Source organism: Pseudomonas sp. CCNWLW23, from assembly GCF_037095675.1.
GTDB classification, from domain to species: Bacteria; Pseudomonadota; Gammaproteobacteria; order Pseudomonadales; family Pseudomonadaceae; genus Aquipseudomonas; species Aquipseudomonas atacamensis.
The window spans coordinates 12,894-26,390 of the sequence record NZ_JBAWKM010000024.1 but is presented as its reverse complement, the minus strand read 5'-3'; the positions used below and the strand labels follow the sequence as shown (position 1 = coordinate 26,390).

13 protein-coding genes and 1 pseudogene are annotated in these 13,497 nt (G+C 56.7%); 9 read left to right on the top strand and 5 right to left on the bottom strand.

Annotation, left to right across the window (positions count from 1 at the left end):
- Positions 1-21: 21 nt before the first annotated feature.
- A complete protein-coding gene (locus tag V8J63_RS23980) occupies positions 22-1,752 on the bottom strand; it encodes a DUF6119 family protein (protein ID WP_336464713.1) in 1,731 nt (576 codons plus the stop codon).
- Positions 1,753-2,403: 651 nt separating this feature from the next.
- Between V8J63_RS23980 and V8J63_RS23975 the strand changes: the two genes are divergently transcribed.
- Both V8J63_RS23975 and V8J63_RS23970 read left to right on the top strand, forming a co-directional pair.
- Complete coding sequence (locus tag V8J63_RS23975) at positions 2,404-2,763, top strand: DUF6124 family protein (protein WP_016774969.1); 360 nt, start codon at positions 2,404-2,406, stop codon at positions 2,761-2,763.
- A 641-nt stretch (positions 2,764-3,404) separates the two neighbouring features.
- Positions 3,405-3,758, top strand: a pseudogene (locus V8J63_RS23970) (DUF6124 family protein); the annotation flags it as partial.
- Positions 3,759-3,915: 157 nt separating this feature from the next.
- Here V8J63_RS23970 and V8J63_RS23965 read toward each other — a convergent pair.
- The 3 genes from V8J63_RS23965 to V8J63_RS23955 are packed head-to-tail and all read right to left on the bottom strand — an operon-like array spanning position 3,916 to position 5,408.
- The gene (locus tag V8J63_RS23965) at positions 3,916-4,305 is read right to left on the bottom strand and encodes a hypothetical protein (RefSeq protein ID WP_130888356.1); all 390 of its coding nucleotides are present in this window, start codon (positions 4,303-4,305) and stop codon (positions 3,916-3,918) included.
- Positions 4,302-4,907, bottom strand: coding sequence for a hypothetical protein (locus V8J63_RS23960; protein WP_201278865.1), 606 nt, complete (start codon positions 4,905-4,907; stop codon positions 4,302-4,304). Before V8J63_RS23960 ends, V8J63_RS23965 begins: the two co-directional genes overlap by 4 nt.
- 3 nt (positions 4,908-4,910) lie before the next feature.
- A complete protein-coding gene (locus V8J63_RS23955; RefSeq protein WP_125927373.1) occupies positions 4,911-5,408 on the bottom strand; it encodes a PAAR domain-containing protein in 498 nt (165 codons plus the stop codon).
- Positions 5,409-6,081: 673 nt separating this feature from the next.
- Between V8J63_RS23955 and V8J63_RS23950 the strand changes: the two genes are divergently transcribed.
- Complete coding sequence (locus V8J63_RS23950; RefSeq protein ID WP_125927374.1) at positions 6,082-6,441, top strand: DUF6124 family protein; 360 nt, start codon at positions 6,082-6,084, stop codon at positions 6,439-6,441.
- A gap of 415 nt (positions 6,442-6,856) precedes the next feature.
- Here the strand turns inward: V8J63_RS23950 and gspI are convergent, their stop codons facing one another.
- Complete coding sequence (gene gspI / locus V8J63_RS23945; protein ID WP_110600310.1) at positions 6,857-7,243, bottom strand: type II secretion system minor pseudopilin GspI; 387 nt, start codon at positions 7,241-7,243, stop codon at positions 6,857-6,859.
- A gap of 148 nt (positions 7,244-7,391) precedes the next feature.
- Here gspI and gspG point away from each other — a divergent pair, with 148 nt between their 5' ends.
- The 6 genes from gspG to V8J63_RS23915 form a co-directional block, all read left to right on the top strand.
- On the top strand, positions 7,392-7,850 hold the full coding sequence (gene gspG / locus V8J63_RS23940) for a type II secretion system major pseudopilin GspG (RefSeq protein ID WP_076562599.1): 459 nt from the start codon (positions 7,392-7,394) through the stop codon (positions 7,848-7,850).
- A 47-nt stretch (positions 7,851-7,897) separates the two neighbouring features.
- A complete protein-coding gene (gene gspK, locus V8J63_RS23935; RefSeq protein ID WP_336464712.1) occupies positions 7,898-8,818 on the top strand; it encodes a type II secretion system minor pseudopilin GspK in 921 nt (306 codons plus the stop codon).
- Positions 8,815-9,936, top strand: coding sequence for a type II secretion system protein GspL (gene gspL, locus V8J63_RS23930; protein WP_336464711.1), 1,122 nt, complete (start codon positions 8,815-8,817; stop codon positions 9,934-9,936). Before gspK ends, gspL begins: the two co-directional genes overlap by 4 nt.
- The gene (gspM, locus tag V8J63_RS23925; protein ID WP_336464710.1) at positions 9,929-10,477 is read left to right on the top strand and encodes a type II secretion system protein GspM; all 549 of its coding nucleotides are present in this window, start codon (positions 9,929-9,931) and stop codon (positions 10,475-10,477) included. Before gspL ends, gspM begins: the two co-directional genes overlap by 8 nt.
- Positions 10,474-12,855 carry a type II secretion system secretin GspD gene (gene gspD, locus V8J63_RS23920; protein ID WP_336464709.1) on the top strand — a complete coding sequence of 794 codons (2,382 nt, stop codon included), beginning with the start codon at positions 10,474-10,476 and terminating at the stop codon, positions 12,853-12,855. The genes gspM and gspD overlap by 4 nt, the downstream gene beginning before the upstream one ends.
- A gap of 438 nt (positions 12,856-13,293) precedes the next feature.
- A partial coding sequence (locus V8J63_RS23915) for a hypothetical protein (RefSeq protein WP_336464708.1) occupies positions 13,294-13,497 on the top strand: 204 nt, incomplete at its 3' end.

Sequence of the window (13,497 nt, the reverse complement as noted above, 5' to 3'; positions counted from 1 at the left end):
GTGAAAATTTTTTCCAATTTGTCAATTGGAAATAGCTTTGATGTAATTCTTCTTGATGACCGGGATAAATCGTATTATGACATCCTGAAACTTGCATGTGTTTCGCAAATGTTCGTGCATCAGTTTCAATTCATATTGAGCCATCAATGGTATTTCAGTTTTAACCGGAGTCGCTGCGTGCTGATCGCACAGTAGCCATAGGCAAACAACATAGTCTTTGCCGTGTATGTCCGCTATGTTGGGTTTGATGTAATCTAAGTATTCTGTTTTTTTTGTACTGGTGGATAAATCTATATGTTTCCTGATCTCTCCGAGGAAAGGTTGATCGTTAATGAATGCATGGCAATAGAATTGAGCTTGTGAAAATAAATAGTTTGTTGAAGAGGCATTTTTGTATGGTTTGCAATGAATGATTCTAATTTTATTGTCATTCGTGAGATCTAGGATGTCACAAAATTCTTTGTCTTTGCGACCAGAACCGATTTGAAGTTTTGCTTGGTCAAACAAAACGCATGAGGGGCGTATTTCGCAGATTGTCTTGTTAAAGATGCTCTCTCTATTCTGCATTTTTTCATCGTCGCTGATATCGATCCCCCTATAAATCTCCTCGCAAGCCTCTTCGTGGAGCGTGATTTGAGTGAAGTTGGTTATTTCGCTGTAGAAATCGTTATCTACCTCCAGCCATTTCCCATCACTCAATACAAAATATCTCTCTCCTAGAGCATGCTCAAAAGATAGGCAGTTATATAGCGGCCATTTCTTATAGCCAAGCACTTGGTCCTCTTCATATGAGTACGCATAAATATGTTTTGATTTTAGGTTTTTAGCGGTTATTTTTTCTGCACTTATATGTTCGTATATTTGGCGAATTTCTAAATATGCATAAGTTTTATCGCCCGTTTTTTTGTTGTTTGAGTATGCGAACCCGTAGTCTGAGTCAATTAGTACTTCTGGGATTCCGAGGCTAATATTGCTTGTGTTTTTCAAACGGAGTTGGTTGATTAGATACTCATTTAGAGTATTGCTGTCTGACTCCGTTGCCTCGTCGAAATGTTTGTAATTTGGGAATAGTTTGGTGTACTCTCTGCTTGCATAAGCCACTAGAAAATCTTCGCAATAGTCGATTAATATGTGCCAGTTAAGCTTCTCTTTTCCAACGATTTTTATTGTTAAGTTGTTTCGGCCTTGAAGGGTTATGTTTTTATGGTTCTTCATGTGAGCCGAAATATAACGCAGGTCTTCCGCTTCGCTAAGGCCAAAAGCGAAAGCGTCAGCCGGTTTATTTACCTGCCTATCAATATGTGTTGGTGTAATTGCGTGGCTCTCACTTTTTGTCTGGCGTATTTCTTCGTTGCCACACATGTTCATGGCTGTTTTAATTCCGAAGTCCGGCTCAAAGGCATGGCGATCAAGATAGCTTACGGCACTCCGTCCAAATGTAGCTGCAAACACTCGGCGATTGATGGTTAAAAATAAAATCCCATTTGGATTCCTATTTTTTGAACTGAAGAGTGGCGCATCGTTCAGAGGGAGTTTTTCATTAATAAAATTTAGCCATGGCGGATTTGATTTTACGCTTGTGGTTTCAAAGTATATAAAGTGACAATCGATATCTTGAACTTTGAATCTAAATTCGCTTGCGGATAAGTTCTTTAAAATGTCTTTTTTTTGATCAAGTATGGAACCGATTTTTTTATCTTCTCTTGCGAGAAAAAATGATATGTGTGCGATTTCAACTCCCTGGTCGGTCATGGCTTCCCCTTGGATTTTTCACGCATCATTCAATAGCTAAGCAGCATTAATGCTTATGTCAATTAATCACCCTTGGCTTTTTGGATAAAACCAAAATCTGCTGGGCAAGGACTGACTCCTACTTCCAGGTGCTCGGCCTATACCAGACGCTGGAAAAGATCGAGCATCCGATAGGCAATCTTCGGTCAGCAGTATCTAGAAGGGGGGCGAGGTTGTTGAGCATTTCGCTAGGGGTAAGGCAGAGACATGGGGGGCGGACCGATTTAAAGATACGTGATGAGTATGAAGTCTCGATAAACGACAATGTTTAAAAAGACATCTCTAGTCACTCTCTCAAGCTACACATCCTTGCGCCTTTGCCTACAGCTGCGCCAGAATCCGCCGGCTTGTGCGCCTTGGGGGCGGGTTCTATTGTGGTCGGGTCGCTGACGAATCAGCGATCGGGTTTGGTAGCCCGGTTTAGACTTGGCGCATAGCGTCACCCGATTCAGTCCTTTTTGGGGTTGTGTCTTTATGGTGGCCATGCGCAGGGCGTCTTCGGGCGCGCCGGTTTTCCAAGTCACCGGTCTACCAACCTTCGTATGGCCACCACCCCCTTCGTTTGGTAGCGAAAAGATGATGGCTCCTTTTCTATGATTTGGAGATTCACTCATGATCAAACCAACACCCAACCCGCCCGAAACCGATCCCACGTCTCCCTACGAATCCCTCGATTCCAACAAACTTCACGAAGCCGCTGACCGCGCTCTCGATCATTACCTGTCGCCAAACAATCTCCTGCCGCCGCCACGTAAGGCGCGGGGGATGTATGCGGTGACGGCGGATACCAAGAATGAAGAACTGCTGGCCGATGCGAGTGAAACGCTTGCTTCGGCGAAGACGATTGCACAGGACATTTCCAGTTTGCTGCCAGCACCGCAGCGGCGGGCGTTGTTGGGGGTTGCTCAACTGATCATGCTGGGGGAGTTGGCAGTGAATCGGGTGATGGATAATTTGGAGGTGGCGGGGTGATTTAGAAGACGGGGCCAAGGCTTGATTGGAGTAAGCTTTGGCGCCTTCGCGAGCAGGCTCGCTCCCGCGGGGGTTGGTGTGGATCGCTGGTTCTGTGGCCGGCGCTGAAGTTCATGATAGTGGGTCGGTTGCTGTCTTTAGAACGTTAAAGGAATTCACTCGATGGACTCACATTTGAATGGTCAACCGACCTCGCGGAGTTGGTGATGGAGTTTTCAACTACGATTTGGAACTGGTACGGGCACAGCGAGTACCGACGAGTTCTTGCTGTTTGCTTGGCAATTCGGGGGCTTACCTTCTTGGCTATGAATGCTGATGAGCAGCGACAAACGATTCCTGATTGCCCAGCCTGTGAGGTTTGGTCGAAAACAATGCTGCCTTTGCATGAAGCACTAACAGTGTGTGGGGCCGCGATGCAAAAGGATGTTCGGAGTGGACTGCAGCATGTCTGGGACTTGTGCAGTTCCTTGCCTGAGTCGGCTATCCATTGCGATGATCGGTCGATATTTGATCAATGTGAATGGCAGCCTCTACGGGAAGCCGCTAATCAGGCTCTAGCTTTCGTAGACGCGGAGAAAATATCCCCTTATCTGGATGAACTAATTTCGGATTGTCGAAGTGCCATGGTTCACTCGTGATCAAAACCCACGCCCAACCCACCCGAAACCGATCCCACGTCTCCCTACGAATCCCTCGATTCCAGCAAGCTCCACGAAGCCGCTGATCGCGCGCTTGATCATTACCTGTCTCCAAACAATCTCCTCCCTCCGCCGCGTAAGGCGCGTGGAATGTATGCGGTGACGGCGGATACCAAGAATGAAGAACTGCTGGCTGATGCGAGTGAAACGCTTGCTTCGGCGAAGACGATTGCTCAGGACATTTCCAGTCTGTTGCCGGCACCGCAGCGGCGGGCGTTGTTGGGGGTTGCTCAACTGATCATGTTGGGGGAGCTGGCGGTGAATCGGGCGCTAGATAATTTGGAATTGCCGGGTTGATGTGGAGTAGGGCAGGCAGCGATGGCTGATGCACTGTTTGTGCTGCCTGATAATCCGCTTTCGCCAGCAGGCTGGCTCCCACAGGGTTCTGCGTTGGTCCCGGATATTGTGTTCGTCGCTGAAACCTGTGGGAGCGGGTCGGTTTATTTTTGCGTGATTATTGAGCCGCTTCAGGACATTCACGGGTCCATCGCGTCACCGTCATGTCGTTGAACTGCTCACCGATGGTATCGACGCGCAGGCAAGCGCCTTTCTTTGAGTAGTACAAGATGCAGCGCGAGCTATCAAACGAGCAGGTGTCCAGTTCGAAGTACTTGCGTGTAGCCAGCTCCTTCTCCACGCCACTGTATTCATACCCGTCGGTGGTGTGCATCGGCGTTGGCTTCCATCCTTGTTTGACGAGCTTGGACTTGGCCGCAGCCAAACGCTCACCGACGACGATGCCTGCTGGCCCGCGCTTGTCGTTTGACGCCTGTGAGTCATCGGCAAACGTTGCGCTGACACCCATGCAATAAAGTGCCACAAATACGAGGGTTGAAGCCTTCATTTGGTTGTTCCTCCAGCGGCTTTGTAGCTGGACAAAAACTCCGGATACTCGACGTAATGTTGCGGGGGGTAGTGATTCTTTTTGCCGGGACCTTCGGGAAGTGCCGCCCACCTTGTTGCTGCTTTCGGCATCGCGCCTGGAATGTCGCCGGCCTTGATCTTGTCGATCACACCCAGGGTGCGCAGCATGTCGACCGCGATAAGGTCTTGCGTATGAGGCGTAAAATCGGTCAACCCCATCTTTCCGCCATACTCGCGCCAAGTGGCAATGGTTATCTGATACAAGCCCGATGCCGTTGTGGATCCGCCGAAGCCGGCGCCAGGATGGGTTGATTCATCAGTGAACGTCCATTTCCCGGTCTGAAAGCCCTTTGCCCAGCCGTATCCATATTTCGCGTGGTAGTCACCGCCTTCGGCTTTGGCGATGGCAGCCAAAAAGGCCTTTACGTTCTTATCCTTCAAATACTCTTCATTCTCTGCCCGTCTTATCTGTTTTTTAGCGTCCAGCGCTACAGTTTTTGGGGTGGTGTCTTTGACGGCCGTCACTTCTCGCGTGGCGACGGGAGACATCTTCCTGCCACTTTTGCTAATCACTTCAGCCATGCCTTAATCCTCAAGAAACAGCTTGATGGTTTCAGGCAGGTGCGAACTCACTATGTGCGTGTATCCCATCGGATCACTTACGCCGTGCTCCATGCTGCCGTCAGCGCGTTGAATGGCGTATTCAAAATTGGCTAACGGTTTTCCAGACTCTTGGTCAACCAGTCTGAACTTGTCACTAAAGTGCACCGGCATTGGCAGCAGACCGCTGAAGGGCGCTGATACGACGGTGTCGCCAATAATGACCGTGCCGGATCCGCCGATAACCACGTTGCCGTGGCCGCCGATACTGTCTTTAGTCGCAGCGTTCAGCCCATTGATGAATACCGTACTGCTGACGGCGCCCGTGATTGGGCTACCGCACGCGGACTTATCTGTCATTCGAGCGGCAGCAAGGCCATCGAAATTCACATTGGGCGAACCGCTGACAATAGGGTTTGTGCCATGCCCAGGAAGCGGGCAACTGGTTGGATCTGTGACTCGCGCAGCGGGTTTGCCACTCATGAATAATTCCTTTTCAAAGTTTCAGTTTTCCTTGGCCTGAATGGAGTCGATAAGGGGGCGATGGATATCGGCTGCCAAAATAGTGCGGTGGTGTCCAGCGTGTACGTGAGAAGAATGGGCATATCCTTGGAGGGGTGCATAACGTTTTTACTGTCCATGTAAATGTGCTGCGCGCAGCATGCCCGAGGCAGGCGATGCGCTCAATATCTACTTACAAATTATTAGTTGACTGTTTGGCGTCATAAAGACCGGGCGAGCTAAGGTAATCCCTGGCAACGGATGACGGATCGTTTTTAGAAATCGGAGCGCGATAGGACGTGTTGAACACCAACGTTTAAAAAGACATCTCCAGTCACGCACCCAGGCTACATATCCTTGCGCCTTTGCCTACAGCTACGCCAGAATCCGCCGGCTTGTGCGCCTAGGGAGCGAGTTCTATCGTGGTGCGGTCGCTGACGAATCAGCGATCGGGTTTCGCAGCCCGGGTCAATCAAGGCGCACAGCGCTCCAGTTCGTTGTCATTTTTGGCAGTGATGCTTTATGGCGGCTGTGCGCGGGATACCTTCGGGTATGCCGGGTTCCTTGATTCCCGGTCTGCGAACCTGCGTACAGCTGCCACCTCTCTTCGTTTCGCAGCGAAACGTGGCGGCTCCAATAATCAAGGAGCTTCACCATGATCAAACCCACACCCAACCCGCCCGAAACCGACCCCACGTCTCCCTACGAATCCCTCGATTCCAACAAACTCCACGAAGCCGCTGACCGCGCGCTTGACCATTACCTGTCGCCAAACAATCTCCTGCCTCCGCCGCGCAAGGCGCGTGGGATGTATGCGGTGACGGCGGATACCAAGAATGAAGAACTGCTGGCTGATGCGAGTGAAACGCTTGCTTCGGCGAAGACGATTGCTCAGGACATTTCCAGTTTGCTGCCAGCGCCGCAGCGGCGGGCGTTTTTGGGGGTAGCTCAACTGATCATGTTGGGGGAGCTGGCGGTGAATCGGGTGATGGATAATTTGGAGGTGGCGGGGTGATGTTGTTGGCCTTGGTCCGGCGCTGGGCCTTGGGATTTTAGGTGCGGCAGAAAAGCCCCTCACCCCAGCCCTCTCCCGGAGGGAGAGGGAGCCGACCGAGGTGTTTTGCGTTTTACATCGACCTGAGCGTGCGCGTTGATTATGGATTTGTGATGCTGCGTTCTGGTCGGTGTGATTCTGGTGTATTGCCGGAGTTTCCATTGCTGCATAGCTGCGTATGCCTGAGACCTGTAGACACTCGAGTAAAAGAGCCCCTCACCCCAGCCCTCTCCCGGAGGGAGAGGGGGCCGACCGAGGTGTCTTGCGTTTTACATCGACCTGAGCGACCGCGTTGATTATGGATTCAGAGCGATGCGTTCAGGTCGGCGTATTTCTCGAACATCCCCGAATCGGTTCCCTCTCCCTCGGGAGAGGGCTAGGGTGAGGGGCTTCCTGGCCGTGACAACAGGGTCTCCAGTCTGGCCAACGGCGGCGCATCCTGATTGCGATCAAATACTTGGATTCCAACCTTGAGCAACCGTCCATTCTCTGCGCTGGCGATCACCTGTTCACAGCGCAACATAAGCCGTCCTTGATCACATTCAACAGCCTTCACCCCATTCGGCAATCGACCTTCCAGCCGTAGCTCAGCCATCCGGCTCTGCGCGGCAATCATCGCCACCGACCGATCCCTTAAAACCCCACTGCTCTGCGTCATCAACCCCGCGACGCGCACGGCGGCTGACATGGCGACGGCGATGATTGCCAGTGCCACCAGCACTTCAATCAGGGTGAATCCTTCCTCTCGCGTTCGCGCGCGCATACATGGCCCAAAACCAAAACCCAGCCCTCGACGCTAACCCCCGTCCTTGACGGCTTGACGACGGAAACACCCGAGGATTTTCAACATCCCTGACATATCTTCTTGCAACACTGCGCGTCGAATTCGGATCAAGCCAGGGAATGTCGAGATGGATATCGCACCTTTGAACACGCTCAGTCAGTCGCCGCGCATGCCGCGTGGGCAGCAGGGTTTTACCTTGATTGAGATCATGGTGGTGGTGGTGATTCTGGGGATTCTGGCGGCGATGGTGGTGCCCAAGGTGCTCGACCGGCCGGATCAGGCGCGGGCGACGGCGGCGAAGCAGGATATTGGTGGGTTGATGCAGGCGTTGAAGTTGTATCGCCTCGATCACGGCACGTATCCGAGCATGAATCAGGGGCTGAAGGTGCTGGTCGAGCGGCCGGCGGATGCGAAGAACAGCAACTGGCGTTCGTACCTGGAGCGTTTGCCCAATGACCCGTGGGGCCGGCCTTATCAGTACCTCAACCCGGGCGCGAACGGTGAGGTCGATATCTTTTCCCTCGGCGCCGATGGCCAGCCGGACGGCGATGGCGTGAATGCCGATATCGGTTCCTGGCAGTTGTAAGGCCAGCCGTGAACACAGGTTCGCTCAACGGGGCGAAGCAACGGGGCATGGCGATTATCAGCGCGTTGTTGATTGCCGCCGTGGTGGCGGTGATTGCGGCGGGGATGTTGACGCGTCAGAGCGTGGCGACCCGGGCGCTGGAGGCCGATCAGCAGCGGGTGCAGGGGCGTTGGGTCGCGCAGGGTGGTCTGGAGATCAGCCGGCAGTTGCTCTGGGATGCGCGGCTGCGTGATCCGTTGACCCGGCGCGATCAGCCTTGGGCGCAGCCGTTGTTGGCGGCGGGTTTTGCCGGGCGACTGGAGGACGAGCAGGGCAAGTTCAACCTGCGCAATCTGGTCGCCAATGAGCGCATTGATGAGGCGCAAGTGCAGGCGTTCGAGCGCTTGTGCGAGTTGATCGGTGTGAGCGCCGTTGTCGGGCAGCGCATTCGTCAGCGCGTGATTGCCGGTTATCCGCATCTACTGAATGCACAGATTGGCGCGACGGGCAAAGCAGGTCTCGACAGCGGCCGCGCCACTTCGCCCGATGCCGATCACAAACCGCCACCGCCGAAGGTGCCGATGCTGCGCACGCTGGATGATTTGCGCAGCGTCGAAGGCTTGACCGATGCGCTGATCGGCCAACTGGCGCCGTACGTGACGGTGATTCCGGCGACGACGTGGATCAACGGCAACACCGCCACGGCGCAGGTGCTGGCGGCTTATGTGCCGGGGCTTTCGCTGGAGCGGGCGACGGCGTTGATTGCCGAGCGTGACGCGGGGCGCTGGTTTATCAATCGCGGCGATTTCGTGAACCGCTTGCGCATGCCGCAGCTGGAAATGAGCAGCGTCAAGGTCGGCATCACCAGTGACTGGTTTCGTTTGCGCGGTGAAGCGCGGCGTGATCAGCGCCGGGTCAGCCTCGATGCTTTGCTGCACCGCAGCGAGGATCGGCTGCCGCAGGTGATCTGGTCGCGGGTGGGCGCATGAGCCAGTTGCGCGTCGCGTTGCCGCCATTGGCGGAGCTGGAGTTGCACAGCGAAGTGAGCTGCGCCTGGCTGGATCGTCAGGGGCAGGTCATCCGTGAGGAGCGGCTCACTTTGAGTCAGCTGGGGCAACGGCCGAAGCAACCACCGCTGCTCTGTTTTCTGCATCCGGCCGACAGCCTGCTCGCCAGCATTGATCTGCCGCCACTGCCCGCGAACAAAACGGCGGCAGCTGTGCAGTGTGCGGCGCAGGCGCTGATGCTTGGTGACAGCAGCCAGATGCATATCGGCCACAGCTCTCGCGATGCGAGCGGGCAGGTGCAGATTGCCTGGGTCTCGCGGCAGCACTTGCAGCGTCTGGCTGCGGTACTCAAGCAGGCGGGTTTGAGTCTGCGCGGTTTGTATCCGGCGCCGTACAGCCTGCCAGTGCTGCCGGGGGTTGTCGCTTGTGTGGCGGACGGGCATTTGCTCCGTCGCGAGAGTTTGAACAGTGCGCAGGTTGAGCCGTTGCTCGGTGACGAAGTTGATGAGGCATCGTTTGAAGCTGACGCGACACAACGCTGGATCGGTCCATTGCCCGGTTGGGGTTTGCACGGGGGGCTGCAGCAAAGCGGCGGCGAGCAACGTGGCTGGGGTCGCGCTGTCGGGTGTGTGGCTTTGGCCGTGGCAGTCTGGGTGGTCGGCCTGAATCTGTACGCCGCCCGCGAAGCGCGGCAGGGCCAGCAGCTCAAGGCGCAGATGAGTCAGCGGGTGAAGCAGGCCTTTCCCGAATTGCCGGTGATTCTCAACCCGCTGCAACAGGCGCGTCAGCAACTGGAGGAGCGGCAAAAAGGCGCGGTCGATGACCCGGCGCAGAACTTCAATCGGCTGGTGTTGCAGGCCGGCACGGGCATGCCGTTCATGGCCGGCAGTGTCGAGCGCCTGACCTATCGCGACGGCGTCTTGCAGCTGGCGCTGCTCAGCGATGCAAACCGTGGCGGCAACGACAAGGACTGGCAAAGCACCTTGGCCCAGGCCGGCATCAGCGTAACTGCCGATGACGCAGGCTGGACACTGCGCCCGAGCGATGAGTCCAGCGCCAACACCAACGAAGACGACGACAGCGGAGCAGACGATGAGTAGGGCGACGCTGGCGATTTACCGTGCGCGCTGGCAGCGCTTCAGCAGCCAGTTGCAGGCGCGTTGGCAGCCGTTGGCGCTGCGTGAGAAACGCATGGTCGGCGGCATGGCGCTGGTGCTTGTCGGTCTGCTGATCTGGCTGATGCTGGTCAAGCCGCCATTGGCCAGGATCACTTTTTGGCAGAGCGAAACGCCCAAGTTGCGCGCGCAGACCGAAGCACTGGAAGTGCTGTTGCGCAGCGTCAATGTGAGGCCGCTGGGGCAGAACGTTGGCCAGTCGCTGGAGCAAAGTCTGCAAGCGGCGGGGCTCGCCGGGCATTACCAATTACACGCGGCGGAGGACGGCGCGTGGCAGTTGAATGTCGACGCCGCGCCGGCCGATGCGCTGCTCGACTGGCTGCTCAGCCAGCCGTCACAACTTTCTCTGCAGGTGGTCGAAGCGCAGTTGCAACGCGCAAACGAAACCTCGACCGATGTCACCGCCGGCACATTGTCAGGCACCGTTCGCATGGATCAGGCGCAGGGCGCTAAGGAAGCTTCATGAAGGAGTCACGCTGCAAACCGGCACGTCTGGCGCTGCCGTTGTTGCTGATGGCATTGAGCGCGTGCAACAGCACCACGGCGCCGCAGAATCAGCCGCCGCTGTTGGTCGACAGCGAGCTCGGGCGGCCGCTGGCCAACACCCAGCGCAGCGGCGATGCGGTGGCCGATCGCGAACGGGCGCAGGCTCAGGCGCGGCCGGTGCCCAAGCCGTTGCACAACATCAGTCAGCGTGGGCGCAGTGCTGGTGTTGCGCCGAGCAATGCGAGCCCGCGCAATCCGTTGGGCGAGCAACCGGTGACGCTGAATTTTGTCGAGGCGGATATTCAGGCGGTGGTGCGTGCATTGTCGCGGGCCACCGGGCAGCAGTTTCTCGTCGATCCACGGGTCAAGGGCAATCTGACCTTGGTCTCGGAAGGTCAGGTGCCGGCCCGTCAGGCCTACGACATGCTGCTCGCGGCGTTGCGCATGCAAGGCTTCAGCGTGGTCGATGTCGGCGGTGTGGCGCAGGTGGTTCCCGAGGCCGATGCAAAACTGCTCGGCGGGCCGATCTACAGCGCCGACAAACCGGCCGGCAACGGCATGCTCACGCGCACGTTTCGCCTGCAATACGAGAACGCGGTGAACCTCATCCCGGTGCTGCGCCCGATCGTTTCGCCGAACAACCCGATCAATGCCTATCCGGGCAACAACACCGTGGTCATCACCGATTACGCCGAGAACCTCACCCGCGTTGCGCAACTGATCGAGAGCATCGACACGCCGAGCGCGATCGACACCGACGTGGTGCAGATCCAGAACGGCATCGCTGCCGACATCGCGCCGATGGTGGCCGACTTGCTCGACGCGCCGGGCAATGATCCGACGCAGAAAATCGCGGTGATTGGCGACCCACGTTCCAACACCATCATCATCCGTGCCGGCAGCCCCGAGCGCACGGAGTTGGCGCGCAATCTGATTTACAAACTCGACAACGCGCAGAGCAATCCGAGCAATCTGCATGTGGTTTATCTGCGCAACGCCCAAGCGGCGAAACTGGCGCAGGCGTTGCGCGGTTTGCTCACCGGCGAGAGTGACAGCGGCAGCAGCGACGCGGCGCGGTCGGTGCTCAGCGCGATGGGCAGCAGCACCGGCGGCAATGCCGGGCAGAACGGCCAGAGCAGCACGCCGAGCACGGGCACTTCAACGACGACTGGCAGCGGCGCAAGCGGCGGCAGCTATGCGCAGGGTAGTGGTGGCGGCAGCAGCAGTGGCGGTACGCAGAGCAGCGAACAGAACGTTGCCTTCAGCGCCGGCGGGGTGACGATTCAGGCTGACGCCACCACCAACACGCTGCTGATTTCCGCGCCGGAGCCGCTTTATCGCAATCTGCGTGAGGTCATCGATTTGCTCGACCAGCGCCGTGCGCAAGTGGTGATCGAGAGCCTGATTGTCGAGGTCGGCGAGGACGATGCCAGTGAATTCGGTGTGCAGTGGCAGACCGGTGATCTCGGCGGCAAGGGCGTGATCGGCGGCGCCAATCTGGGTGGCGCGGGGCTCAACACCGGTGCGAAGAACAGCATCGACGTGCTGCCGCAGGGTTTGAACCTTGGCTACGTCAACGGCACGGTCGACATTCCCGGCATCGGCAAGATTCTCGACCTGAAAGTGCTGGCCCGGGCATTGAAGAGCAAGGGCGGGACCAACGTGCTGTCGACGCCGAACCTGCTGACCCTGGACAACGAAGCGGCGAGCATTTTTGTCGGCCAGACCATCCCGTTTGTCAGTGGTAGCTACGTCACTGGCGGCGGGGGCACCAGCAACAACCCGTTCCAGACCGTGACCCGCGAAGAGGTCGGCCTCAAGCTCAACGTACGCCCGCAGATTTCCGAGGGTGGCACGGTGAAGCTGGATATCTATCAGGAAGTCAGCAGCATTGATGAGCGCGCGTCCAACAGCGTGACTGCGGCGGGCATCGTCACCAACAAGCGCGCGATTGATACCAGCATTCTGCTCGACGATGGGCAGATCATGGTCCTCGGTGGTTTGCTTCAGGACGGCTACAGCCAGAGCAATGATGCGGTGCCGTGGCTGGGCAGCCTGCCGGGGATCGGCGCGCTGTTTCGCAACGAACGCCGGGCGATCACCAAGACCAACCTGATGGTGTTCCTGCGCCCGTACATCATCCGCGACAGCGAAGCAGGGCGCAGCATCACCCTCAACCGCTACGACTTCATGCGCCGCGCCCAGGGCGGCTTGCAGCCGGAACGCAGCTGGGCGATGCCCGACATGCAGGCGCCGCAATTGCCAAGCGCCGCGCAAGGCGTGCCAGCGCCGGGGCCGACATCAGGCCCACGCGCCACGATCAAAGCCGTACCGATTGAAGGGAGCACCCGGTTTTGACTGGAATGATGATTGTGGCGAGGGGATTTATCCCCGCTCGGCTGCGAAGCAGTCGTAAACCGGGCACATGCGATTCTCCTGGAGAAACCGGTTCTCAAGGTTTGGGTCTGCTTCGCAGCCCAACGGGGATAAATCCCCTCGCCACAGGGAATCTCATTGCCACAGGGGATCCCATTGCCACGGCATCGATCGAAGGGAGCACCCGGTTTTGACTGAGATGATGACTGTGGTGAGGGGATTCATCCCCGCTCGGCTGCGCAGCAGTCGTGAAACCGGTACACACGATTTGCCTGTAGAAACCGGTTCTCAGGTTTTGGGTCTGCTTCGCAGCCCAACGGGGATAAATCCCCTCGCCACAGGGGTTCCCATTGCCACTGAGGACTCCATTGCCACAGGGAATCCCATTGCCACGGTGCGGATCAAAGGGAGCACTCGGTTTTGACTGAGATGATGACTGTGGCGAGGGGATTCATCCCCGCTCGGCTGCGCAGCAGTCGTAAAACCGGTACACGCGATTTGCTTGTAGAAACCGGTCCTCAAGGTTTGGGTCTGCTGCGCAGCCCAGCGGGGATAAATCCCCTCGCCACAGAGGTTCCCATTGCCACTGAGGATTCCATTGCCACAGGGGATCGCATTGCCACA

Coding starts and splice junctions, on each gene's coding strand:
- V8J63_RS23975 (WP_016774969.1), top strand. CDS start 2,404: ATGATCAAACCAACACCCAACCCGCCCGAAACCGATCCCACGTCTCCC.
- gspM (WP_336464710.1), top strand. CDS start 9,929: ATGAGTAGGGCGACGCTGGCGATTTACCGTGCGCGCTGGCAGCGCTTC.
- gspL (WP_336464711.1), top strand. CDS start 8,815: ATGAGCCAGTTGCGCGTCGCGTTGCCGCCATTGGCGGAGCTGGAGTTG.
- gspG (WP_076562599.1), top strand. CDS start 7,392: ATGGATATCGCACCTTTGAACACGCTCAGTCAGTCGCCGCGCATGCCG.
- V8J63_RS23950 (WP_125927374.1), top strand. CDS start 6,082: ATGATCAAACCCACACCCAACCCGCCCGAAACCGACCCCACGTCTCCC.
- gspK (WP_336464712.1), top strand. CDS start 7,898: ATGGCGATTATCAGCGCGTTGTTGATTGCCGCCGTGGTGGCGGTGATT.
- gspI (WP_110600310.1), bottom strand. CDS start 7,243: ATGCGCGCGCGAACGCGAGAGGAAGGATTCACCCTGATTGAAGTGCTG.
- V8J63_RS23955 (WP_125927373.1), bottom strand. CDS start 5,408: ATGAGTGGCAAACCCGCTGCGCGAGTCACAGATCCAACCAGTTGCCCG.
- V8J63_RS23980 (WP_336464713.1), bottom strand. CDS start 1,752: ATGACCGACCAGGGAGTTGAAATCGCACACATATCATTTTTTCTCGCA.
- gspD (WP_336464709.1), top strand. CDS start 10,474: ATGAAGGAGTCACGCTGCAAACCGGCACGTCTGGCGCTGCCGTTGTTG.
- V8J63_RS23960 (WP_201278865.1), bottom strand. CDS start 4,907: ATGGCTGAAGTGATTAGCAAAAGTGGCAGGAAGATGTCTCCCGTCGCC.
- V8J63_RS23965 (WP_130888356.1), bottom strand. CDS start 4,305: ATGAAGGCTTCAACCCTCGTATTTGTGGCACTTTATTGCATGGGTGTC.